The 22,855-nt window shown below is 65.7% G+C and carries 18 protein-coding genes and 2 tRNA genes; 6 read left to right on the top strand and 14 right to left on the bottom strand.

All coding sequences use genetic code 11. The features are described 5' to 3' along the window. Positions 1 to 526: 526 nt before the first annotated feature. The 14 genes from ACI3KS_RS08720 to dnaA all read right to left on the bottom strand — a co-directional run bounded on the left by ACI3KS_RS08720 (position 527) and on the right by dnaA (position 16,966). A tRNA-Ala gene (locus ACI3KS_RS08720) sits at positions 527 to 599 on the bottom strand. Between the two features lie 23 nt (positions 600 to 622). Beyond that, a tRNA-Ile gene (locus ACI3KS_RS08715) sits at positions 623 to 696 on the bottom strand. A 98-nt stretch (positions 697 to 794) separates the two neighbouring features. Beyond that, positions 795 to 1,673: a DUF4097 family beta strand repeat-containing protein gene (locus ACI3KS_RS08710; protein WP_404917269.1), complete on the bottom strand. Its 879-nt coding sequence runs from the start codon at positions 1,671 to 1,673 to the stop codon at positions 795 to 797. Then, positions 1,670 to 2,359 (bottom strand): LuxR C-terminal-related transcriptional regulator, encoded by a 690-nt coding sequence (locus tag ACI3KS_RS08705; protein ID WP_404917267.1) that lies wholly within the window; start codon positions 2,357 to 2,359, stop codon positions 1,670 to 1,672. The genes ACI3KS_RS08710 and ACI3KS_RS08705 overlap by 4 nt, the downstream gene beginning before the upstream one ends. A gap of 40 nt (positions 2,360 to 2,399) precedes the next feature. Continuing rightward, positions 2,400 to 3,677 (bottom strand): sensor histidine kinase, encoded by a 1,278-nt coding sequence (locus ACI3KS_RS08700; RefSeq protein WP_404917266.1) that lies wholly within the window; start codon positions 3,675 to 3,677, stop codon positions 2,400 to 2,402. Positions 3,678 to 3,854: 177 nt separating this feature from the next. After that, on the bottom strand, positions 3,855 to 4,259 hold the full coding sequence (locus ACI3KS_RS08695; RefSeq protein WP_404917264.1) for a DUF3566 domain-containing protein: 405 nt from the start codon (positions 4,257 to 4,259) through the stop codon (positions 3,855 to 3,857). After that, positions 4,256 to 6,808, bottom strand: coding sequence for a DNA gyrase subunit A (gyrA, locus tag ACI3KS_RS08690; RefSeq protein WP_404917262.1), 2,553 nt, complete (start codon positions 6,806 to 6,808; stop codon positions 4,256 to 4,258). Before gyrA ends, ACI3KS_RS08695 begins: the two co-directional genes overlap by 4 nt. 123 nt (positions 6,809 to 6,931) lie before the next feature. Beyond that, entirely contained in the window at positions 6,932 to 9,007 is a 2,076-nt protein-coding gene (gene gyrB, locus ACI3KS_RS08685; RefSeq protein WP_404917260.1) for a DNA topoisomerase (ATP-hydrolyzing) subunit B, read from the bottom strand. A 116-nt stretch (positions 9,008 to 9,123) separates the two neighbouring features. Beyond that, the gene (locus ACI3KS_RS08680) at positions 9,124 to 9,636 is read right to left on the bottom strand and encodes a DUF721 domain-containing protein (RefSeq protein ID WP_404917258.1); all 513 of its coding nucleotides are present in this window, start codon (positions 9,634 to 9,636) and stop codon (positions 9,124 to 9,126) included. Further along, positions 9,629 to 10,843 carry a DNA replication/repair protein RecF gene (gene recF / locus ACI3KS_RS08675; protein ID WP_404917256.1) on the bottom strand — a complete coding sequence of 405 codons (1,215 nt, stop codon included), beginning with the start codon at positions 10,841 to 10,843 and terminating at the stop codon, positions 9,629 to 9,631. The genes ACI3KS_RS08680 and recF overlap by 8 nt, the downstream gene beginning before the upstream one ends. Positions 10,844 to 11,045: 202 nt before the next feature. Then, complete coding sequence (locus ACI3KS_RS08670) at positions 11,046 to 12,857, bottom strand: amidase family protein (RefSeq protein ID WP_404917254.1); 1,812 nt, start codon at positions 12,855 to 12,857, stop codon at positions 11,046 to 11,048. 50 nt (positions 12,858 to 12,907) lie between these two features. Next, complete coding sequence (locus ACI3KS_RS08665; RefSeq protein ID WP_404917252.1) at positions 12,908 to 13,654, bottom strand: cohesin domain-containing protein; 747 nt, start codon at positions 13,652 to 13,654, stop codon at positions 12,908 to 12,910. Between the two features lie 369 nt (positions 13,655 to 14,023). After that, positions 14,024 to 15,166, bottom strand: a complete 1,143-nt coding sequence (dnaN, locus tag ACI3KS_RS08660; RefSeq protein ID WP_404917250.1) for a DNA polymerase III subunit beta — start codon at positions 15,164 to 15,166, stop codon at positions 14,024 to 14,026. Between the two features lie 528 nt (positions 15,167 to 15,694). Next, positions 15,695 to 16,966 (bottom strand): chromosomal replication initiator protein DnaA, encoded by a 1,272-nt coding sequence (gene dnaA / locus ACI3KS_RS08655; protein WP_404917275.1) that lies wholly within the window; start codon positions 16,964 to 16,966, stop codon positions 15,695 to 15,697. 461 nt (positions 16,967 to 17,427) lie between these two features. Here dnaA and rpmH point away from each other — a divergent pair, with 461 nt between their 5' ends. Genes rpmH through rsmG form a run of 6 tightly spaced genes read left to right on the top strand, consistent with a single transcriptional unit; the run spans position 17,428 to position 20,458 of the window. Continuing rightward, positions 17,428 to 17,565: a 50S ribosomal protein L34 gene (gene rpmH / locus ACI3KS_RS08650; protein WP_067196091.1), complete on the top strand. Its 138-nt coding sequence runs from the start codon at positions 17,428 to 17,430 to the stop codon at positions 17,563 to 17,565. Positions 17,566 to 17,571: 6 nt separating this feature from the next. Continuing rightward, the gene (rnpA, locus tag ACI3KS_RS08645) at positions 17,572 to 17,916 is read left to right on the top strand and encodes a ribonuclease P protein component (RefSeq protein WP_404917247.1); all 345 of its coding nucleotides are present in this window, start codon (positions 17,572 to 17,574) and stop codon (positions 17,914 to 17,916) included. Continuing rightward, on the top strand, positions 17,913 to 18,263 hold the full coding sequence (gene yidD / locus ACI3KS_RS08640; protein ID WP_404917245.1) for a membrane protein insertion efficiency factor YidD: 351 nt from the start codon (positions 17,913 to 17,915) through the stop codon (positions 18,261 to 18,263). Before rnpA ends, yidD begins: the two co-directional genes overlap by 4 nt. Before the next feature lie 3 nt (positions 18,264 to 18,266). Next, positions 18,267 to 19,337 (top strand): membrane protein insertase YidC, encoded by a 1,071-nt coding sequence (yidC, locus tag ACI3KS_RS08635; protein WP_404917243.1) that lies wholly within the window; start codon positions 18,267 to 18,269, stop codon positions 19,335 to 19,337. Continuing rightward, entirely contained in the window at positions 19,334 to 19,825 is a 492-nt protein-coding gene (locus tag ACI3KS_RS08630) for a protein jag (protein ID WP_404917241.1), read from the top strand. The genes yidC and ACI3KS_RS08630 overlap by 4 nt, the downstream gene beginning before the upstream one ends. A gap of 9 nt (positions 19,826 to 19,834) precedes the next feature. Further along, positions 19,835 to 20,458 (top strand): 16S rRNA (guanine(527)-N(7))-methyltransferase RsmG, encoded by a 624-nt coding sequence (gene rsmG, locus ACI3KS_RS08625; protein ID WP_404917239.1) that lies wholly within the window; start codon positions 19,835 to 19,837, stop codon positions 20,456 to 20,458. Positions 20,459 to 22,855 lie beyond the last annotated feature (2,397 nt).

Here is a 22,855-nt window from a genome sequence, read left to right as displayed (position 1 = left end):
CCTTACGCCCCGTGGGGCCGGGCATGAGATCGGAGATCGACGCCCACTGGGCATCCGACAACAACACGAAACGACTCACCCGACAACACTCTCAGACCACGCCCACCATTTAGGAGACACGCCCTAGGCTCGAGGTTCGCCTCAGAGGACGACGCTTGGGGGCAGAGTCGAGGATGACGGTAACGAACAGACGGGGAGTGCACCAGGTTTTGGGAACCTTTGCGTCCGATCCTTCGGTTCATTGACCCCTAAAAGAGGTCTTTATGAAATATCGCGTGATCACTTGCCGGGGCTTTTCTTGAAGATGGCCAGTTTGGCGGGAGAACTTTCTTAGCGGTCTTGGGAAGGGTCGTGAGTCGTAGACCGCGCGCCATGGGCAACGAGAGAGCGACAGAGAAGACGACGCATGATCGGCCGGCTCGTCAGGCGAATCGAGGATCTCGGACGCAGCGGCTGACAGACATCGGAGCGGAAACGAGAAAGCCCCACACGAGGCGGGGCTTTCTTGAACTGTCTCAACACAGTGTGGAGCCTAGGAGATTCGAACTCCTGACATCCTGCTTGCAAAGCAGGCGCTCTACCAACTGAGCTAAGGCCCCGAGAAGGGTTTTGAGTTTCAGAGTGGGGCTACCAGGACTTGAACCTGGGACCTCTTCATTATCAGTGAAGCGCTCTAACCGCCTGAGCTATAGCCCCGTCAACCTTGAAGACTTTACCGGAAGATCTCACGAATTCCGAATCGAGGCGAGCGACGGGTGGATGCCGGGTGTGTCGCCCGGCATCCACCCCACCGATCAACTGCCCGGACGCAGCGTCACGGTGCCCGCGGACACCGACACGTCGATCGTGTTCCGCGAGTCCGGTGCGGCATTCAGCCGGTTGTCGATGGTGCCCGCGCTCCGATCCTCGACGACCCGGTAGCCCGCGTCCGGAACCGTGAGATCGGTCGTGCCCGCGCTCGTGTCGACGGTGATCCGTTGGGGAGCCCGCCCGGTCAGCGTCACGGTCAGTTCACCAGCCGCGACCGAGAGATCCGCCTCGTCGACATCGTCGAGAGTGATGTCCGCGCTGCCCGCGCCGAGCTGCGCGTCCAATGACGTCGCCGCTCCGGCGACCGTGAGATCACCAGCACTGACATCGACGCCGAGGTCACCGAACTCACCACTGATCTCGAGGTCGCCCGCGCCGAGCGAGAACGAACCGTCGATGCCCTGCAGCGAGGACGGAAGGGTCAGGACGACGTTCTGCTCGTCGCCGAACCAGGTGCCGAACGACCAGTCGAACCACCAGTCCGGGCTGTGCACCTGCAGCTCATCCCCGTCGCGGAAGAACTCCCAGTCGCCTCCGGCGGTGACCGCGAGCTCCGCCTCGTCGACGTCCGCGAACAGCACGCGCACCGTGCTCGCAGACACGTCGAGATCGAGCGAGGTGACTCCCGTCACATCGAGCCTCTGCACGGAGTCTCCCCTCGACAGGCTCGACGATGCCGCCACGGCGGCCGTCGCCCCGGTGCCGACGATCGCCAGGCCGCCGATGACCGAGAGGACCACCGTGATCCATGTCCGCGTGCCGGTCTGCGCGCCTCCCGACGGCGCCAGCCCGGATGCCGCGGGAACGGTCCCCGCTGGAACGGATGCCGGTGGGGGAGTGAAGTCGTTCTGCTCTGTGCTCATCGTCCTGCTCCTGACTGACCGTTCGACGGAGTGGCCCCGCCGGTGTTCTCGATGTGGGCGAGGGCGGCGAGCACGCGTCGGTTGCCCGACTCGTCCTGCTCGAAGCCCAGCTTCTGGAAGATGGAGGTGATGTGCTTCTCGACGCTGGCCTCTGAGAGGAACAGCAGCCCTGCGATGGCCTGATTCGACTTGCCCTCGGCGATGAGTGCGAGCACCGTGCGCTCGCGCTCCGTGAGACGCAGCATCCGATCGTCACGATTGCGCCGCGTGAGCAGTTGCGCCACCACCTCGGGATCGAGCACCGTAGCCCCCTCAGCGATGCGCGCCACCGATTCGAGGAACTCGGCGACATCGGCCACCCTGTCCTTGAGCAGGTAGCCCAGCGGTCCCCCCTGCGCGGAGATCAGATCCGAGGCGTAGCGCTCTTCCACGTACTGCGAGAGCACGAGCAGCGGAAGCGCCGGATCCTGCGCTCGGATCGCCAGAGCGGCGCGGATTCCCTCGTCCGTGAACGTCGGGGGAAGCCGCACGTCGAGGATGCAGAGCTCGGGACGAGTCTCCACGACGGCTTCGGCGAGACCGGAGGTGTCGGCCAGTGCGGCGACGACCTCGTGACCGGAGTCCTCGAGCAGTCTGATGAGCCCCTCGCGGAGGAGGACGGAGTCTTCGCAGATCAGAATGCGCACGTCTGGCTCCTTCGTATTCCAAATCGGGAATGTACCGAGGTCAGAGCGCGCATGGCACGTCCACCTCCAGGCTGGTCGGACCGCCCGCCGGGCTGTCGAGACGGAAGGTGCCGCCGGCCGCGAGGATGCGGTTGGCGATACCGTCGAGGCCGCCACCGGGCTGCACCTGCGCACCGCCCACGCCGTTGTCCTCGACGCGCGCCCACAGCGTGCCGCCGTCGCGGACGCGGACCACGACCCGGGCTTCGCTCGCCCTGGAGTGCTTCGCCGCGTTGGTCAGCGACTCCGCGATCGAGAAGTACACGGCGGCCTCGGCATCCCGCGACGGCGTGCGGCCGCCGGCCGGCCCGTCCATGCGCACGTCGAGCGTCACCGGGATGTGCGACCGCGATGCGAGCGCCGACAGAGCGGCGTCGAGTCCCCTGTCGTCGAGAACCGAGGCGTGAATGCCCCGAGCCAGCTGGCGCAGCTCGGTGATGGCCGACTTCGTCGAGGTGTGCGCTTCGGCGATGAGCTCCTTGGCTGCCGCCGGGTCGTCATCGATCTTCTGGTGCGCCAGCCCGAGCGTCATGCCGACAGACACCAGCCGCGGCTGGACGCCGTCGTGAAGGTCGCGTTCGATGCGGGTGCGCTCGAGATCGGCGGCACGCACAGCGCCCTCGCGCTGAGCCGTCGTGGTGCGCACGCGCTCGGTGAGCTCGGCCTGCCTGCTCTGCGCGACGATCCCGAGGGCGATGATGCGGTGCAGCAGAGCGAGGCCGACGATACCGGCGAGGCACAGCAGCGCGCCCAGGAGGCCGACGATCGGCATCCACTCCGCCGCGACGTCGAGCCCGAAGACGCCGCCGTCCTCGCCCGAGAACAGCGGGGTGAAGGCTGACGTCGTCCACCAGCCGACGCCCCAGAACAGACGCAGCGTGATCGCACCGAGCACGCACGCGATCGCGAAGTTCGCCAGTGCACGCCACATCCGCCCATCGATGCTCTGCCGGGCGATCGAGCGGAGCCATCCGCCGAACCCCGGACGGTCGCTCCGGCGCAGCCGCAGGTCCGATAGCGGGATGCCGTAGAGGTTCGACACTCGTGCGACCTCGAACCATCCGATGCCGTAAAGGGCATATACAAGCCCGACGAGCAGGACGACGCCGATACCGAAGGCGAAGAGAAGTCCGACTCCTGCCCCGAAGACGCTGGACAGCACGCCGATGACGCCGCCGCCGAGCACGCCGAGTGCGGCCAGATGGAGGATGGTCGGGACTATGCGCAGCGGCGGCTTCGTGAGCGTCGGCGCCGCAGTGGTCGCGGTCTGTGTGGTCATGCTTCCACGGTACGGCTCGAGCCTGCTCCGTCGACACCGAGGAATCCGGACATACCGTTTCGGGTTTTCCCTACCCTCGCGACGCCTGAACGACGTCAGAGCGTCCGCTGAACGATGAAGAGCGGATGCCGCAGCATCCGCTCTTCATCATCCGCAGGGCCCGAGAGCCCGAGACGATCAGTTCGACATGAAGCCGACGAGCAGGCCGCCGGTGATCTTCACCGCGAGGTTGTAGATGCCGGCGACGACCGCGCCCAGCACCGTGAACACGATCAGGTTGAGGATCGACACCACCGCGGCGAACGCCATCACCTGCGGAAGACCCGCCACCTCGGTCAGCCGGATGCTGTTGTCGGTGAAGCTCGCGACGAACTCATCGGCGCCGGCGAGCAGGCCCGTCGCCTGCAGCACCATGTAGATCAGGAAGAACGACACCATCGTGACGATGGCGAGGGCGACGGCGCCCAGGAACGAGAGCTTCACCGCCGACCAGAAGTCGACGTACACCAGACGCAGGCGGACCTGCTTGCCGGTGGTCTTCCGCGTCGACTTCTTCGCCAGCTTGTCGGCTACTGTGCTCATGCGTTGTCCTCAGGGGTGTCAGTCGTCTCAGGGGCCGTGGGGTCGACCTCCGCCTCGGCATCCGCCTGGTCTTCTGCGAGCCCTCGCTCGCCGTTCCGGGCGATCGCCAGGATGCGATCCGCGTCGGTGGTCCGTGCGAAAAGCACCCCCATGGTGTCGCGGCCCTTGGCGGGTACCTCGGCCACGGCAGAGCGTACCACCTTGCCGCTGGACAGAACCACCAAGACCTCGTCGTCCTCGGAGACCATCAGACCACCCGCAAGAGTGCCCCGATCATCGTTGAGCTTGGCGACCTTGATGCCGAATCCGCCGCGTCCCTGCACCCGGTACTCATCGACCGCGGTGCGCTTCGCGTAGCCGCCGTCGGTGACGACGAAGACGAACTGATCAGCGGCGGCGACGGATGCCGAGAGCAGGCTGTCGCCCTCTCGGAACTTCATGCCCTTCACGCCGGCAGTGGCCCGTCCCATGGGGCGGAGGGCCTCGTCGGTCGCGCTGAAGCGCACCGACATGCCCTTGCGGCTGATGAGCAGGATGTCGTCCTCGGCGTTCACCATGAGCGCAGACACCAGTTCGTCCTCGTCGTTCAGACGGATCGCGATGACGCCGCCCTGACGGTTGGTGTCGTAGCTCGAAAGCGCCGTCTTCTTGACGAGGCCGTCGCGCGTCGCGAGCACCAGGTAGTCGGCGACCTCGTAGTCGCGGATGTCGAGGATCTGCGCGATCTTCTCTCCCGGCTGCAGGGCCAGCAGGTTCGCGACGTGCGTGCCCTTCGCGTCGCGACCGGACTCGGGAACCTCATAGGTCTTCGAGCGGTAGACACGACCCTTGTCGGTGAAGAACAGCAGCCAATGGTGGGTCGTGGTCACGAAGAAGTGCTCGACGATGTCGTCGGCACGCAGCTGCGCTCCCTTGATTCCCTTGCCGCCGCGGTGCTGTGAACGGTAGTTGTCGCTGCGGGTGCGCTTGATGTAGCCCTCGCGGGTGACGGTGACGACCATCTCCTCTTCCGCGATGAGGTCTTCCATCGACACGTCGCCGTCGAACCCGTGCAGGATGTGCGTGCGGCGCTCGTCGCCGAACTTGTCGACGATGCCGGTCAGCTCGGTGCGGATGATGTCGCGCTGCAGTCCTTCGTCGGCGATGATCGCCTTGAACTCGGCGATCATGGCCTCGAGCTCGTTGGCCTCGTCGATGATCTTCTGGCGCTCGAGTGCGGCCAGGCGGCGCAGCTGCATGTCGAGGATCGCCTGGGCCTGGATGTCGTCGATGTCGAGCAGTCGCTGCAGGCCCTCGTTCGCCTCCTGCACCGTGGGCGAACGGCGGATCAGGGCGATGACCTCGTCGAGGGCGTCGAGCGCCTTGAGGTATCCGCGCAGGATGTGCATCCGCGCCTCGGCCTTGGCCAAGCGGAAACGGGTGCGGCGGACGATGACCTCGAGCTGGTGGGTGATCCAGTTCGTGACGAACCCGTCGATCGCCAGCGTGCGGGGCACGCCGTCGACGATCGCGAGCATGTTCGCGCCGAAGTTCTCCTGCAGCTGCGTGTGCTTGTACAGGTTGTTCAGCACGACCTTGGCGACGGCATCCCGCTTGAGGACGACGACGAGGCGCTGACCGGTGCGGTCGGACGACTCGTCACGGATGTCGGCGATGCCGGTGATCTTGCCGTCGCGGGCCAGGTCGCCGATCTTCACCGCGACGTTGTCGGGATTCACCTGATACGGCAGCTCGGTGATGACGAGGCAGGTGCGGCCCTGGATCTCCTCGACGTTGACCACAGCTCGCATCGTGATGGAGCCACGCCCCGTGCGGTACGCCTCGTGGATGCCCTTCGTGCCGAGGATCTGCGCGCCGGTCGGGAAGTCCGGGCCAGGGATGCGCTGGATGAGGCCATCGAGCAGCTCCTCGCGCGAGATCCCGGGGTTGTCGAGCGCCCACAGCGCCGCCTCGGAGACCTCGCGCAGGTTGTGCGGCGGGATGTTCGTCGCCATGCCGACCGCGATGCCGACGGAGCCGTTGACCAGCAGATTCGGGAAGCGCGCGGGAAGGACGGTCGGCTCCTGGGTCTGACCGTCGTAGTTGTCCTGGAAGTCGACCGTATCCTCTTCGATGTCGCGCACCATCTCGAGCGCAAGAGGGGCCATCTTGGTCTCGGTGTACCGGGGGGCTGCGGCGCCCATGTTGCCGGGCGAGCCGAAGTTGCCCTGGCCCAGCGCCAGCGGGTAGCGCAGCGACCACGGCTGCACGAGGCGGACGAGGGCGTCGTAGATCGCCGAGTCGCCGTGCGGGTGGTACTGACCCATGACTTCGCCGACCACGCGGGCGCACTTCGAGAACGACTTGTCGGGCCGGAACCCGCCGTCGTACATGCCGTAGATGACGCGGCGGTGCACGGGCTTCAGTCCGTCGCGCACGTCGGGGAGGGCACGGCCCACGATGACGGCCATGGCGTAGTCGAGATAGCTGCGCTGCATCTCCGACTGCAGGTCGACCTGGTCGATCTTGCCGTGCTCGTGCTCGAGTTCGGGGCGTTCTTCGTCAGTCATAGTCGTTCTCTCGTTCAGGAGGAAGAGTCGTCGTCAGGCGTTTCGTCTCGTCGCTGCGCTCCTCGCTCAACGACCGGGAAAGGAACCCGGTCGTTGAGCGAGCGAAGCGAGACGAAACGCATCTCAGATGTCCAGGAAGCGGACGTCCTTGGCGTTGCGTTGGATGAACCCGCGACGCGACTCGACGTCCTCGCCCATCAGCACGCTGAAGATCTCGTCCGCAGCCGCGGCATCCTCGATCGTGATCTGGCGGAGCGTACGCGTGGTGTGGTCCATCGTCGTCTCCCACAGCTCCTTCGGGTTCATCTCGCCGAGGCCCTTGTAGCGCTGGATGCCGGCTTCCTTCGGGATGCGCTTGCCGTTCTCGAGACCGTGCTTGAGCAAGGCGTCGCGCTCGGCATCGCTGAAGACGTACTCGTGCGGCTGGTTGGTCCACTTCAGGCGGTACAGCGGCGGCATCGCGAGATAGACGAAGCCGGCCTCGATGAGCCCGCGCATGTAGCGGAACAGCATCGTGAGCAGCAGCGTCGTGATGTGCTGGCCGTCGACATCGGCATCCGCCATCAGCACGATCTTGTGATACCGCGCCTTCTCGATGTCGAAGTCCTCGCCGATGCCCGTGCCGAAGGCCTGGATCATCGCCTGGACCTCTTTGTTGCCCAGCGCCTTGTCGAGGCGGGCGCGCTCGACGTTGAGGATCTTGCCCCGGAGCGCGAGGATCGCCTGCGTGTGCGGGTCGCGACCCTGCACGGCCGAGCCGCCTGCCGAGTCACCCTCGACGAGGAAGATCTCGCTGATCGAGGGATCCTTGCTCGTGCAGTCCTTGAGCTTGTCCGGCATCGCCGCCGACTCGAAGACGCTCTTGCGGCGGGCGGTCTCCCTCGCCTTGCGGGCTGCGAGGCGGGCGGTCGCGGCGTCGATCGCCTTGCGGATCACGTTCTTCGCCTGCACGGGGTTGCGCTCGAACCAGTCGCCGAGCTGGTCGTTCACGATCTTCTGCACGAAGGGCTTCGCCTCGGAGTTGCCGAGCTTGGTCTTCGTCTGGCCCTCGAACTGCGGCTCGCCGAGCTTGATGGAGATCACGGCCGTCAGGCCCTCGCGGACATCGTCACCCGAGAGGTTGTCGTCCTTCTCCTTGAGCAGGTTGTTGGCGCGGGCGTAGCGGTTCACCAGGGTCGTCAGCGCCGCACGGAAGCCCTCCTCGTGCGTGCCGCCCTCATGCGTGTTGATCGTGTTCGCATAGGTGAATACGTTCTCGGTGTACGAGGTGGTCCACTGCATCGCCATCTCGAGCGAGATCTTGCGCTCGGTGTCCTCCGACTCGAACGAGATGATCTCCTCGTTCACGACCTCGGCGTGACGCACCTTGTTGAGGTACTCGACGTAGTCGACGAGACCGCGCTCGTAGAGGAAGACGTCGCGAGGCTGAGCCGTGATCGCCTCGCCGTTCTCCTCGGTCTCGTACGCCGACTGCGGACGCTCGTCGACGAGCTCGATACGCAGACCCTTGTTCAGGAATGCCATCTGCTGGAAGCGCGTGCGGAGCGTGTCGTACTCGAATTCGACGCTCTCCTTGAAGATCTCAGCATCCGGCCAGAAGCGGATCGTCGTTCCGGTCGCCGAGGTCTCCTCGCCCTTCTCGAGCTGCTGCTGCGGGATGCCGCCGTCGGCGAAGCTGTGCCGCCAGACGAAGCCCTTCTGCTTGACCTCGACCTCGAAGCGGGTGGAGAGAGCGTTGACGACCGACGAGCCGACACCGTGCAGACCACCGGAGACGGCATACGCCCCGCCGCCGAACTTGCCACCGGCGTGCAAGATCGTCAGCACGACCTCGACCGTCGACTTGTTCGGGTCGGAGGAGTGCGGATCGACCGGGATGCCGCGGCCGTTGTCGATGACCTCGACGCCGCCGTCGGCGCGGAGGGTGACGAGGATCGTGTCGGCGTACCCCGCCAGCGCCTCATCGACCGAGTTGTCGACGATCTCGTAGACGAGGTGGTGCAGACCACGCGGCCCCGTGGAGCCGATGTACATGCCGGGCCGCTTGCGGACGGCTTCGAGACCCTCGAGGATCTGGATCGAGTCGGCCCCGTACTCGGCCTGCTCCGGCGCGGAGAACGCCTCCGACGAAGCGGTCTGCGGGTCGGGGGTGTCCCCGTTGGTCGATTCCGTCTCGTCAGCTGGGGATTCCGGCGTCATCCTGGGCCTTCCACATCGGTGTAACGAAACTCCATTCTAGCGGGGTTTCGCGTCTTGATGTGGCCTGAGACGCCGTGTGAGGCCGTCTGAGCGGTTCGGACCCCTCCCCAGTGCCCCTACCCGTAGGTGTCTCGCGGACCCCGTCCAGGGACTACGCGCGGACCCCACTTCCACGACGGCACGTCCGGACCGATGAAGCGGAGGTTCTCGACACCGGCATCCGGATACCGGCGTCCGATCTCGGTGAGGATCGTGCCCCGCATGTACTGCAGGTTCTTCGCCCACGCCGTGGAGTCGCACTTCACGGTGAGTACGCCGCGTTCCATCGAGACGGGCTCGGAGTGCTTCGCGGTGTCTGCGCCGGCGAGTTCCGCCCACTGCAGCACGAGATCCTCGCGGGCCAGCGTCGCCTGCCATCCGGAATCCCGGGTGAGCTTGTCGAGAATATCGCCCAGAGTGCCGGGATCGCGACCTTTCGAGAACGGTGCATTGTCGTCGTCGACGACAGTGCGGCGCTTGCGCTTCCAGTTCTTCGAACTGGGCTGCAACCCGCGCAGGCGCAGATAGGTCGCGACGGTCTCTGGAGTGTCGGATGCCGCGGCCGCGAGGTTGGCGGAGATGTCAGTCATGCGCGTCCTCCTCTGCGGTCCGTCGGTCGTCGCCCGCCAGCCCTTCGTCGCTGCCGGTGGCCCGCTCGTCGCTGATCGTGCCGTTGCTGATGCGCACCACGTGACGGTGCAGGATCTCGGGGATATCCTCCTCCACCGCCGCGGTCACCACCACCTGCTCGTAACCCGCCGTCAGCGAGGCCAGACGCCGGCGTCGATCGCCGTCGAGTTCGGCGAACACGTCGTCGAGGATGAGGACCGGATCTCCGGCCGGCGACTCGTTGCGCAGCAGTTCGGCAGAAGCGAGCCGCAGCGCGAGAGCGATCGACCAGGACTCGCCATGCGAGGCGTAGCCCTTTACCGGCAGGTCGCGCACCCGGAGCACGAGGTCGTCGCGGTGCGGTCCGGTCAAGGTGAGCCCACGCTCGAGCTCCTGGGCACGCTTCGCCGCGAGCGCGGCCCGGAACATCTCGGATACGTCACCGCTGGTGTCGGGGGCCGCGTCGTCGTCGCCGTCCTCGGGATCGGCGCCCCGCACCGACAGCGCCCATTCGAGGCGGGGTCGATGATCGGCGCCGGCTATCGCCGCGTAGGCATCGGCCACCGGCTGCTGGAGGTCGGCGGCGAGCCGCTGTCGAGCCGCGATGATCTCGGAACCCAGCGCCACGAGCTTGTCGTCCCACACGTCGAGGGTCGCGAGGCCCTCGCCGCGGATGCCGCGGGCCCTGGCCGACTTCAGTAGGGCGGTGCGCTGCTTGAGCACGCGGTCGTAATCGCCGAGCACGGCGGACATGCGGGGCGTCCGCTGGATCAGCAGCTGATCGGCGAAGCGTCGACGCGACGAAGGGTCGCCGCGCACGATCTGCAGATCCTCCGGAGCGAAGAGCACGACATGCGCGTAGCGGGGGAGTTCGCCTGTCTTGGCCGGGGAGCCGTTGATCCGCGCCTTGTTGGAGCCCTGGCGGTTCAGCTGCACCTCGAGAAGGACCTTGCGCTCCCCGTGCGACAGCCGCGCGCGGATCACGGCGAACTCCTGGCCGTCGCGCACCATGGGGGCGTCGGACGACACGCGGTGCGACCCGAGCGTCGCGAGGAAGACCACGGCCTCGGCGAGGTTCGTCTTACCCTGGCCGTTGCGGCCGACGAGCACATTGGGCCCCCGGTGCAGGGCGAGTTCCGCGGTCGCGTAATTGCGGAAATCGACCAGACTCAGGTGCTCCACAATCACGGGAGCCAGCTTATCCGGGGCCTCTGACAGAGGCCCCGCGGTGCGCTCAACTCCTCACTCTCGATCCGGTTCCTGCCTGTCCGCCTGCATTCCGGATCTGGAATGCGAAGTTGTGAGGTGTTGTGCGCGCGGGCCGGCCGCCGGCGAGGAGTGCTCGCACGGCGACCGGGCCGCGGCTGACCGTTTTCGGGTCAGCGAGCGATCAGGGCAACGGCCCGTACAGCGACGGTGAAGTGCGGGCCTCGGTCGCCTGCTCGAACGCATACGCCAGACCGAGCAGTGGTCCCTCGCCGAAGTCGCGGCCGAGGAACTCGAGGTTCACGCCGCTCCCCGGAAGGGTCTCGCCCTCGATCGTCTGCCCCATCGGCACGGTGACCGACGGCATCCCCGTGTTCGGGCTCAGCCGCATGTTCGTGCCCTGGGTGCCGTAGGCGTTGGTGCTCGGGTAGACGATCGCGTCGAGGTCGAGGTCGTCCATCATCTGGGTGACCAGGTCCTTTCCGGCAGCGAGCTGCAGGGTGTGGCTGCCGTTCTCGCCGGCCCATGCCTCGTACGTCGCGTCCGTCACCGCGTTGCGGGACTCGTAGATGGACCTGCGCGAGGTGACGAAGTTGCCGGTCGCGAGGATGTCGGGCAGCGTCCGCGCCTCGACGTCCGGTCCGAGGTGCGTGGCGATGTACTCGTTCAGGTCGTGCAGGAACTCGTTCGTCGATCCCGATCCCTCGTTGAGCACGGCCGAGAAGGCCGCCGGGGGAGTGACCTGGACCACGGTCGCGCCCTGCGCCGTCAGATCGGCGGTCGCCTCGGTGAAGAGCCGGACGGTGCCGGCGTTGGAGCCGACCATCGACGAGATGTAGCCGATCCGCGCGCCGTCGAGTGCACCGGAGTCGAGGTACGACGTGTACGACTCGGGCACGAGCCCCTCCTGGCGGGAGGTCACCGGGTCCGCCTCGTCGACACCCACGACGGCGTCGAGCGCCACCGCGGCGTCGAGCACGGACCGTGCCATGGGGCCGCCCGTGTCCTGCGACAGCGCGAGCGGGATGATCCCGTCGCGGCTGGCGAGACCGACGGTCGGACGGATGCCGACCAACTGGTTGTACGACGAGGGGACGCGGATCGAGCCACCGGTGTCGGTGCCGAAGCCGATGCCTGCGAGGTTCGCGGCGATAGCTGCTCCGGTTCCTCCGCTCGAACCGCCCGCGGTGCGGGTCGTGTCGTAGGGGCTGGCGACGAGGAGCGTCGATCCGGGTGCCTGGAACGACGAGAACTCCGAGACGAAGCCGTAGGCGAACTCGTCGAGGCTGGTCTTCGCGAGGATCACGGCGCCGTCGGCCCGCAGACCCTCGACCATCGCGGCATCCGTCGCGGTCTGGTTCTCGTTCCAGCAGCCGCAGCCGCCGGTGGTGACCATGTCGTCGGTGTCGTAGTTGTCCTTCAGCGCGATCGGCACACCGAGGAGCATGCTCGTCATGCCCTCGGAGGCACGGATGCCGTCGGCCTCGGCCGCTGCGCTCAGCGCCGCATCGTTCACCGTGATGACCGAGTTCAGCGGACGACTGCCCCCGGCGACCGTGGTGCGGTCATACGCGGCGATCCGGTCGATGTATTCCTGTGTGATGCTCACCGATGTGGCCACTCCGGCGTTCATCGCGGCCTGCATGTCGATGACGCTCGCCTCGACGAGTTCGAAGGGTCCGTCGTCGTAGATGATGCGGTGCGAGAGGTCGCTCAGATCGGTCACGGTCAGCGTGCCGTCGCCGTCGGTGTCGAGCAGCGCGAATTCCTCCCACTCGGGCGAGGCCTCGGTCAGACCGAGGGCTCCGGCAGCGACCGCGAGGTCGTCGACCGTCACCTGGTCGTCGCCGGTCACATCGAGCTGCGTGTAGTAGGGCGCCAGGATCGGAGCCTCGACGGTCGCGGCCGTCGCGGCGCTGCCGATGGATCCGGTCAACGCGACGACGCCGGTGATGACGGTGGCCGCGGAACCGATGCGGAGGATGGTGGTCTTCACGTTCTCGTCTCCCACGTCTCGAGTCGTATTCTCAGTGCGGAATATGTTTCTCATCGGGTCTTCCTCCGCACGACGACGACCGATCCGGCAGCGACGGCGACAAGGGCTGCGGCGCCGACCAGCATCCAGACCGTGGAGTCGGTACCGGTGGACGCGAGCGAACCGTCACCGGCCGATGGCGTCTGCTCGGCGACAGGAGTGGGGGTGGATCCGTCTGCACCGGTGCCCTCTCCGGGTCCGGATGCTCCTGCAGCGCCTTCGTCCTCACGAGCCGCGATCGTGATCGAAGCCGAGAGAGTGTCGGATTCGGTGTCGACCGCGGTCGTGGATCCTTCGGAGTCGACAATCTCGCCCGCGGTGAGGGTGAAGGTCGCGTCTCCTGCCGCGATCGCAGTGAACGTCAGGGTCACGAGATCATGATCGCCGGTGAGGCCCGGCGACGTTCCGAGGCGGGTCGCGACGGCCGAGACGGAGTCGCCGTCGTCTGTCGACGTACCGAAGCCTCCTTCCGGAACGACCTCGCTGTCGGCGACGAAGCTCAGCAGGGCGGGGTCGTAGGCGATGTCGAGATCGTAGGCATAGGCGTCGGCGAGGGCGGAAGCGGATGCCGTGACCGTCACGGTGTCGCCGACCGACACGGCCTCGGGCTGGGCGGCGAGCACCAGGGTCCCGTACGCGGGTTCGACGACCACGGCCGCCGCGGGGCCGGCGGTACCGAGGATCAGAAGTCCGGACGCTGCGAGCGTCGCGCTCAGCGGGACGATGCGGGATCTCCGGGGAGGGGGCGTTTCGGGCATGCGAAGGCCTCTTTCGTCTGGGGGAAGACGAGCTCGGCCGCACGGCTATGCGGAGCAGCCGTGCTCTTCGGGTACGGCTGACTCTCGCAGGGCCATGTTTCGCGCTGTCGGCACACGGATTTCGGGCAGGTAACGCCGGTTCGCGGACATCGCGGAACTCACCGAATCATCGCCGTCGCCGGATTCCGGCTGGCAGCGGGCGTGGAGCACCTCGGAGATCGCTCGGGAGAAACCGTTTTCTGGGTCTATTTCCGAGCTTTTCCGCTGGGCTTCCCGTCGCAGAGGCGAGAAACAGACGTCAGGACGCATCGAGAGACGCGCGGGACGAGGCTCCGGACGGGGAGATCGGCGCAGATCGCGCCGCCCGACTCAGCGCAGCAGCAGGTTCGGCTGCAGCAGATACTTGAACGAGTCGAGCCCGGCCTGCTCCACGGAGGTCTGGCTCGTGATCAGCACCGGGCTGAGCTTGTTCGCGTTGTCGCTGGAGGTGAACGTGATCCGCACGAATTCGCTCTTCACGGCGCCGAGGGCCTCGGTCAGGTACTGCGGGTTGAGACCGAGGGTCACGTCGTCGCCACCGTGCAGAATCGCGTCGACGGACTCGGATGCTCGCGCGTGCTCGCTGCCGGAGGCATCCATCGTCACGCTGTCGCTGGTGAAGGTGAAGCGCAGGGGAGCGGCACGGTCGAGAACGAGCGCGACGCGACGCACGGCTTCGACGAGATCTGCGGTGTTCACGACCGCGTAATGGTCGGTCTGCTCGGGGAAGAGCCGACGCACGGGCGGGAAGTTGCCCTTGATCAGGAGCGAGGTCACGGTCTTGTTGCCCGCGGTGAACGCGATGATCTCTCGGTCACCAGCCCCGGAGAACGCGACCTGGATGGTTCCAGCGTGACCGAAGGTCTTCCCGACCTCGACCAGAGTGCGCGCCGGCACGAGTGCCGTGTTCTCCACGGCTTCGCCGTCCCACGGCACGTCGCGCAGCGAGACCCGATAGCGGTCGGTCGCGACGAGGCTGAGGTTCTGTCCGGACACTTCGAGCTGCACGCCGGTGAGCACCGGGGTCACGTCATCACGAGAGGCCGCGAAACCGACCTGGGAGATCGCCGTGCCGAAATCGTCGGCGGGTACGACGCCGGAGGTGCCCGAGACCTCGGGAATCGACGGGTACTCCTCGACCGGCATGGCCGCAAGGGTGAATCGCGCCGAACCACACGTGACGGCGATGCCTCCGTCGTCTTCAACGGCGATCTCGATCGGTGCGTTCGGAAGTCGGCTTGCGATGTCGGACAGCAGTCGTCCGTGGACGAGGATCGTGCCAGGAGTGTCGACAGTGGCCTCGATCGTCGTCCGAGCCGATGCTTCGTAGTCGAACGCCGAGAGCGTCAGACCCGATCCGTCCGCTTCGATCAGCACTCCGGCGAGGATCGGCTGAGGGTTGCGTTGTGGCAGCAGCTTGACCACGAAGGAGACCGCTTCGCTGAAGACATCGCGGTTGACCTGAAACCTCACGGGTTCTCCCTCGTCGTTTGTGAAAGTCCAGACCGTCGAATGACACGAATGAACGCCTCTGCCTGTGCAGGGCTTCCCATGCTAGCCGGAGAGTCCGGCTCTTCCCTACGACTTGTCATTCGCATCGGGGTCGCGGACCCCGCGTCGGGTTTTCACACCGTCTGGTGATCGGATCGCGCCTGAATCGGATTAACTTCTTAACGGTGTTAACAGCTGTGGAAACTGTGGATAAGTCGGTGGAAAGCAGTCGCGAGTAGGGAACTACATCCTTGTCACTTGTGGAATCCCTGAGGAATCCGCGGTTTGACGGCATCCGCTCGTCGTCCCGTCCCCTCGGAGTTATCCACAACTCGGCCGGTTAACCCCACAGTCGTCCCGATGTTCGAGAGATTCATCCACAAGTTATCCACATGTGGGAAATCGTCGGAATCCGTCCGAAAATCTCCTGCTGCGAGGACGGGAAAGGGGCACACAGCGTCCGAACGGACGCCGCATGCCCCTTTTTGAGGTGTGGAACGAGATCGCGCGTCAGCGTCGACCGAGCTGCGTGGTGATCTCGGTGACCTGGTTGTAGATCGACCGGCGCTCCTTCATCAGCTCGCTGATCTTCTTGTACGCGTACATCACCGTCGTGTGGTCGCGGTTGCCGAAGAGCTGTCCGATCTTGGGCAGCGAGAGGTTCGTGCGCTCCCGGCACAGATACATGGCGATCTGTCGAGCGGTGGCGATCTGCTGCGAGCGGCTCGACCCGTAGAGGTCGTCGACCGTGAGCTTGAAGTACTGCGCCGTGGCCGTGATGATGTCGGTCGGCGAGATGATGTTGTCCTCGGCGGTGTCGACGATGTCGCGCAGCACGGTCTGCGCGAGGGAGATGTCGAGCGCTGAGCGGTTCAGGCTCGCGAACGCGGAGACGCGGATGAGTGCGCCTTCGAGTTCGCGGATGTTGGAGGACACGACCGTCGCGATGTACTCGAGCACGTCGTCGGGGATGTGCAGGGATTCGCTCTGCGCCTTCTTGCGCAGGATGGCGATGCGCGTTTCGAGGTCGGGGGCCTGCACATCGGTGATGAGGCCCCACTCGAAGCGGCTGCGCATCCGGTCCTCGAATCCGGTGAGGAGCTTCGGGGCGACATCACTGGTGATCACGACCTGCTTGTTGTGGTCGTGAAGGGTGTTGAAGGTGTGGAAGAAGGCCTCCTGGGTCTCGGCGCGACCCTGCAGGAACTGGATGTCGTCGATGAGGAGGATGTCGACCTCGCGGTAGCGGGCCTGGAATGCGGCGCCACGGTTGTTCGCGATCGAGTTGATGAAATCGTTGGTGAACTCCTCGCTGGAGACGTACCTCACCTTGACTCCGGTGTAGAGCGACTGCGCGTAGTCGCCGATCGCGTGCAGGAGGTGTGTCTTGCCGAGTCCGGAATCGCCGTAGATGAACAGCGGGTTGTACGCCTTGGCGGGAGCCTCGGCGACAGCGACCGCCGCGGCGTGCGAGAAGCGATTGGACTGTCCGATGACGAAGTTGTCGAACGTGTACTTCGGGTTCAGCCGCGATTCGTGGCGGATCGGAGTCGGCTGCTGCTCCATCGGCGACTCGGGACGCGGCGACTCCTGGCGTCCGTAATCGGCCACCGCGATCGGCGCGGTCGGCTGTTCGGCGAGTTCGTGGTTCACCACCACCCGGTATGAGGTGACCTCGTCGCCGATGTGGGCGAGCGCCTCCATGATGGGCAGCCGCAGCCGCTTGTTGATCTGCGCGGCGGTGAGGTCGTTCGGGACCTCGAGGTAGAGGGTCGCGGCCATGACTCCGGCCGGCACGGCCAGGCTCAGGAAGCCCTGGAGCTGCGGGGTCACCCGATCGTCGGCCTCCAGAAGATCCTGCACCGTGGTCCAGATCGGAACGTCGGGCTGGGCAGGTGAGGACATGACGCTCCGGACGGGGATAGGTCAGGGATGCTGTGGGTCGCGATCCCCTGTGGATAACTTCGGTTGCCACGGTAGTCACCCCCGCTCTGAACGGCAACCTGCCCTTGAAAATACGCGGGCGTGTTGCGTCTGCAGAGTTGTGCACAGTTGTGGATAATGGGTGTGGGTTCTCCGCCGCCGATGGATGGCGGGCGCCCGGTTGACCACCTGATGAGCGCGCAGATTTGCTCTGCGCGCCGCCAGGACGTACCCTTAATCGGTTGACTTATGCCTGAACGGCAGTTCCCTATGTCTCCGGTCGAAATGGTTCCGGTGGCAGCATTTTCCGGAGTGATTCCATGAGCAAGCGCACCTTCCAGCCCAACAACCGTCGTCGCGCCAAGAAGCACGGCTTCCGCGCCCGCATGCGTACCCGCGCCGGCCGCGCGATCCTGTCGGCCCGCCGCGCGAAGGGCCGCGTCGAGCTCTCCGCTTAAGCCGCTGTGCTCGCCCGCCCGTATCGCTTGACCCGCGGGAGCGACTATCGACTGGTCGTTCGACGGGGGTCCCGTTGTGGCGGGGCACGCGTCGTGACGTCGATGCTGTCGACGGGCGAGAGCAGAGCCGCGAGATTCGGCTTCATCATCAGCAAGCAGGTGGGCACCGCTGTGGTCCGCAACTCCGTTCGTCGACGGCTCAAGGCCGTGTGTGCGGAAGCGTTGGCCGGTGTCCCCGAGGGCACGGATGTCGTCATCCGTGCCCTTCCTGCATCCGCCACCGCCTCCTACTCCGAGCTGAGTGCTGATGTGCGCCGGTGTCTCGGACGGTTGAGCCGGGTGTCGGCATGAGCGCACTCCCGGCGTCGTCGATCGGGACGGGCCACCTGCACGCGGACGGCCTGGTGCGCAGCATCCCATTGATCCCCCGGAATCTGGTGCTGGGCTTTCTCGCCGGCTACCGCAAGGTGATCTCTCCCCTCTACGGGGATGTATGCGCCTATTACCCATCGTGTTCGGCTTACGCTGTAGGTGCGGTGCAGCAGCACGGCGCCGTGAGGGGCACCCTCCTCTCGACGTGGCGCATCCTCCGCTGCAATCCATGGACTCGCGGAGGCGTCGACGACGTCCGTCCGCACCACCACTTCCGCTACGACCTGACCGCTCGGGGTTTCGTCGTTCCTGCCCGAAAGGACTGAACAGTGGGTCTTGACCTTCTGCTCGCGGCGGCTTCGCCGTCATCTGCCCCGTCTTCAGGCGGATTCGACCTGATCGGAACGATCCTCTGGCCGCTGAAGTGGCTCGTCGAGCTCGTCCTCGTCGCGTGGCACTGGCTGCTGACGGCCGTCGGACTGGCGGCGGATTCCGGTCTGACCTGGGTTCTCTCGATCGTCGGTCTCGTGATCGTCGTGCGTGCGGCTCTCATCCCGCTGTTCGTCAGGCAGATCAAGAGCCAGCGCAAGATGATGGAGATCGCCCCTGAACTGCGCAAGGTGCAGGAGAAGTACCGCGGTAAGAAGGACCAGCTGTCCCGCGAGGCGATGAGCCGCGAGACGATGGCGCTGTACAAGAAGCATGGCACGACGCCGATGTCGAGCTGTCTGCCTCTGCTCGTTCAGATGCCGGTATTCTTCTCGCTGTACAGCGTGCTCAGCGATGTGAGCAAGCACGCCAAGGACCAGATCGGTGGAGTAGGTCTTCTGGACGCCGAACTGACCCAGGAGTTCTACAACGCGAAGCTCTTCGGCGTCGCCTCGCTGCACGAGACGCTGGGCAACGCGGTGGATGCTCAGAACACTACGGCGATCATCATCCTCGTCACGCTCGTCGTGCTCATGATCGCGTCGCAGTTCTTCACCCAGCTGCAGATCATCTCGAAGAACCTGTCGCCCGAGGCCAAGACCGGCCAGGCGTACCAGATGCAGAAGATCATGCTCTACGTGCTGCCGCTGGGCTTCATCTTCTCGGGTGTGTTCTTCCCGCTCGGCGTCGTCGTCTACTGGTTCATCTCGAACATCTGGACCATGGGGCAGCAGTTCCTCGTCATCCGCGAGATGCCCACCCCGGGTTCCGAGGCCGCCAAGGCCCGCGAGGAGCGCCTGGCCCGTAAGGGCAAGGCCATCGACTCCTCTGGCAAGGTCGTCCCGATGGCTGTGTACGAGGCCGAGCAGCAGCGCCTCGTCGACGAGGTCGAGCGTGCGAAGGCCGAGGCGCCCAAGCGTCAGCAGCCCGTGGGCAAGAAGCGTGCGAAGAAGAAGGGGTCCGGCTCATGACCGACAACCTGACCGAGACCGTCGAGCCCACGGTGGCTCAGCTCGAAGCCGAGGGCGACATCGCCGCGGACTACCTCGAGGAGCTCCTGGACATCGCGGACATCGATGGCGATCTGAACCTCGACGTCCGTCAGGGTCGGGCGTACGTGTCGGTCGAGGCGGAAGGTGGCGCACTGTCGCTGCTTTCGGCTCCCGACACCGTGCAAGCGCTGCAGGAGCTCACGCGGCTGGCCGTGCAGAGCAAGACCGGCGGCTTCTCGCGTCTGATCCTCGACATCGGGGGATCGCGGGACGCCCGGCGTCGTCAACTCGAGACGCTGGTGAAGGCCGCGGCCGAGAAGCTCGAGGGCGGTGCGTCCCAGGCGTCGCTGCCATCGATGTCGAGCTACGAGCGCAAGCTCGTGCACGACATCGCCGCCGAGCACGGCCTCGTCTCGGAGTCGTACGGTGAGGGCGCGGACCGCCACACCGTGCTTCGCCGGCACTGATCCGACGCCGTGAGTGATCTCGAGGTCGAGCCGGCAGTTGCGGCCGAGCTCTTCGGCGATCGACTGCCCGTGGCGCGTGCGTTCACAGAGGCGCTGGCCCGCGAAGGGGAGGAGCGCGGACTCATCGGTCCGCTGGAGCTGCCCCGGCTGTGGACGCGACACATCCTCAACAGCGCGATCGCTGCTCCGCTGTTCCACGGATCCGTGGCGGACATCGGATCGGGCGCGGGGCTGCCGGGGCTGGTGCTGGCGATCGCGCGGCCCGAGGTGCAGTGGACACTCATCGAGCCGATGGAGCGACGGGTCACCTGGCTGAATGAGCAGGTCGCCGCGCTCGGACTGTCGAATGTCACGGTTCTGCGTGCCCGCGCCGAGGAGGTGCCGGCTACCGAGCGGTTCGACATCGTCACAGCTCGTGCGGTGAGCGCGTTGCGCACGCTCATCCCGCTGACCGTACCGCTGGTGCGGGACGGGGGAGAGCTCGCACTGCTCAAGGGCGTGAATGCGGCGAACGAGATCGACGCGGCGCAGAAGCAGATCAAGAAGCACAAGCTGAGTGACGTGCGGGTCGAGGTGCTCGGCGAGGGCGTGCTGTCGGAGATCACAAGAGTGATCCAGGCTCGTGTTCGGTGATTTAGATTCTGATCTGGTATTTTCTTCGCTTTTACTGTCCTTCGTCTGATCGTCGGATGCCGGGCGTCCGAGGTCTGATCCTCATCGACTCGTCGTCGACCTTCGGTGTGATGTTTCACGTGAAACATGGATCGCTCGTGTGTGGCTGAAGGGTCCCGAACGCGGGGCGCCCGCCTTGGGTGGGTTCGAGACGGGCTTGTCCGTTGGCTCTGCGGGTAGCCGGACACTCGGGTGCGGGTCTGTGGGAGGACGTTCGGGGGTAGAGTGCCCCCTCCTGAGACATCGGTCGCACTCGGGAGTTCTCGCGACCCGGACGTACCCCGTTCGATTGCGGGGTGTCAGGGCTCTCCGCACCGCGTTCATCGTGCGCGCGTACCGAGTCTGGTCGTTGGGCACCGTCATCGTTGTCACCTGCGAGTAAGGGAGCCACCGATGAGGGACAGGCATCTTCTGCGGAGCTCGAGGAGGCAATGCTGGGGTTCGAGGTTGAGGCGTGAGCCGGATGCTCTCGCCGGAGGGCATCCGGCGTGGCCGATGTTCTTGCCGATGAGGCAACGGCGGACGTCTGTGGAGTGCCCCTGAGCACCGGGCGATGTGCATCTCCCAGAGCGGTGGGTCTTCCGTCTGCAGGTCTCGCCCACGTCTATGGCAGCTTGGGGCCTTCGCGCTCGAGCTGGCGGGCAGCGGTCTCCTCATGGAGCCACGCTGTTGAAGTACATCATCGGCAAGTGGGGGATTAGCTGGTTCATGTGGTTCCTCGGCCGGACCGAGGCGCATTGACGTAGGTCCCACCTTCGCTGGCGCTCGCTTGGTCGCGCACGATCAGACCTCGCGTGGATGTTTCACGTGAAACATCCACGCGACACCAATGGTAGTGAGGGTCAATGTGGGGTCCACTCGCCCCTCAGCCCGGTTGGGGGCATTGATGCAGTACACGCCCGCGCGTAGCGAGGTGGCATGCCGCGAAGGGTGCCATCGAGGGGATGTTCCACGTGAAACATCCTCTGCACAGCTCTCATCAGGGCGCCTGCTGCTGCCTTGCTCAGTTTTGGTCGTGTATGTGGGAGCTGTGAAGACATCCTGTTGCCCGGATGCGTCTGAGACGCGGTGAGCACGTCCACGTGGACGTCTCCGTGTACGTACGATGTTTCACGTGAAACATCGTACGCGCGATATTTGCTCGTTTGGGTGCTTCCCTCCACTTCGATTCTTGGTCACCCCGTGCGTCGGAAGTGGCGCCACGGCTTCTCGCGTGCAAAGCCACTCTGCGGTCGCGTGCCTGGAGGTTCTCTCTGTCAACGGCACGCTTACGTCGCGATGCCCGTCGGTCAGTACTCTTCGTTCTTGGAATGATCGGCCAGACTGTCGATTGCTGAGATCTGAACGGCGGTGGTTGTCCCGTCATCGGCGGACCTTCGATGGAGCCGTGCTTTCATCTGCGGTTGCTGCTTTGCCCCGCTCGAGGGCGTCGTCGGCGACGTACTGACGACCTCGTTGCGCGTGATCGGTACCAGTGCGGATGACCATCGATATGACAAGCCAGTAGAAGAGGGGTAGTCGGGATCCGCGAACCCCGCGCTGGACGCGTGACCTATGGCAGCAACCTAGGTGAGCGCCCATTGCCTCGGCGCGTGGCCGAGTCTGTGAGCGTGCCGGCACGAGGGTGGCCCCGGGCAGGGCGGAGATGCAAAGGGACCAGGTGTCGATCAAGGCGGGGTCAGGGCAGATGATCCTGGGCGCAAGCGCTCGTCGTGTGAGCAGGGAGCGGCGTTTCACGTGAAACATCGCACCGATACTGGTTGACGGTGCCGCGTGTGGCGGTGCGATCCAAGAAGGACCCGGGGGTGCACGATCGCGAACGCGGGATGGTCATGGCCCGAGTATGGATATACGGGGCTTCCGCACAAGCCGTGAGCGCTGGATCACATCGTGTCGGCCAGAGTACGATCCGGCAGACTCGCGCTACTGGCGCAGACGGCCGTGGGCTCAAGTCGCAGGGCGGGTGTGTTGATCGAGTTCCATCTGATCCACACTGTGCCGGGTAGAGCGCTGCCGGCTTCAGTGGCAGCGGGACATGGAGCAGTGGGCAGCGAGGCGATGACGCCGTACCTCTGCGCTCAGAGGAACGTGTGCGGCATCGAGGTTGGACGTCACGCAGTTCCGCGCCCCTTCGTACCTTGCCCTTTGAGGGGTGGTTGGGCCACCTTGCCCTGATCGCATCCCTTGCGCTGTTTTTCCCAGATCAAGAGGCGATTCGATATCGACGAATCGTTCTCGACATCGTCTCGGAGCCGCGAGAGCGGCGGTGTTTCACGTGAAACATGCCAGCCCGGCACATGTGGCATGGTCCCGCAGGGCTCGTGCTTCGCACGCCGCCTTCCGATGCGCGTGAGCCGG

Source organism: Microbacterium sp. ZW T5_45, from assembly GCF_044987415.1.
Lineage (GTDB): Bacteria > Actinomycetota > Actinomycetes > Actinomycetales > Microbacteriaceae > Microbacterium.
The sequence above is the reverse complement of the archived record's forward strand: the minus strand, read 5'-3'. Positions and strand labels throughout refer to the sequence as shown.

Coding starts and splice junctions, on each gene's coding strand:
- ACI3KS_RS08710 (WP_404917269.1), bottom strand. CDS start 1,673: ATGAGCACAGAGCAGAACGACTTCACTCCCCCACCGGCATCCGTTCCA.
- ACI3KS_RS08700 (WP_404917266.1), bottom strand. CDS start 3,677: ATGACCACACAGACCGCGACCACTGCGGCGCCGACGCTCACGAAGCCG.
- ACI3KS_RS08695 (WP_404917264.1), bottom strand. CDS start 4,259: ATGAGCACAGTAGCCGACAAGCTGGCGAAGAAGTCGACGCGGAAGACC.
- gyrA (WP_404917262.1), bottom strand. CDS start 6,808: ATGACTGACGAAGAACGCCCCGAACTCGAGCACGAGCACGGCAAGATC.
- gyrB (WP_404917260.1), bottom strand. CDS start 9,007: ATGACGCCGGAATCCCCAGCTGACGAGACGGAATCGACCAACGGGGAC.
- ACI3KS_RS08680 (WP_404917258.1), bottom strand. CDS start 9,636: ATGACTGACATCTCCGCCAACCTCGCGGCCGCGGCATCCGACACTCCA.
- ACI3KS_RS08665 (WP_404917252.1), bottom strand. CDS start 13,654: ATGCCCGAAACGCCCCCTCCCCGGAGATCCCGCATCGTCCCGCTGAGC.
- dnaA (WP_404917275.1), bottom strand. CDS start 16,966: ATGGCCGCGACCCTCTACCTCGAGGTCCCGAACGACCTCACCGCCGCG.
- rpmH (WP_067196091.1), top strand. CDS start 17,428: ATGAGCAAGCGCACCTTCCAGCCCAACAACCGTCGTCGCGCCAAGAAG.
- yidD (WP_404917245.1), top strand. CDS start 17,913: ATGAGCGCACTCCCGGCGTCGTCGATCGGGACGGGCCACCTGCACGCG.
- ACI3KS_RS08630 (WP_404917241.1), top strand. CDS start 19,334: ATGACCGACAACCTGACCGAGACCGTCGAGCCCACGGTGGCTCAGCTC.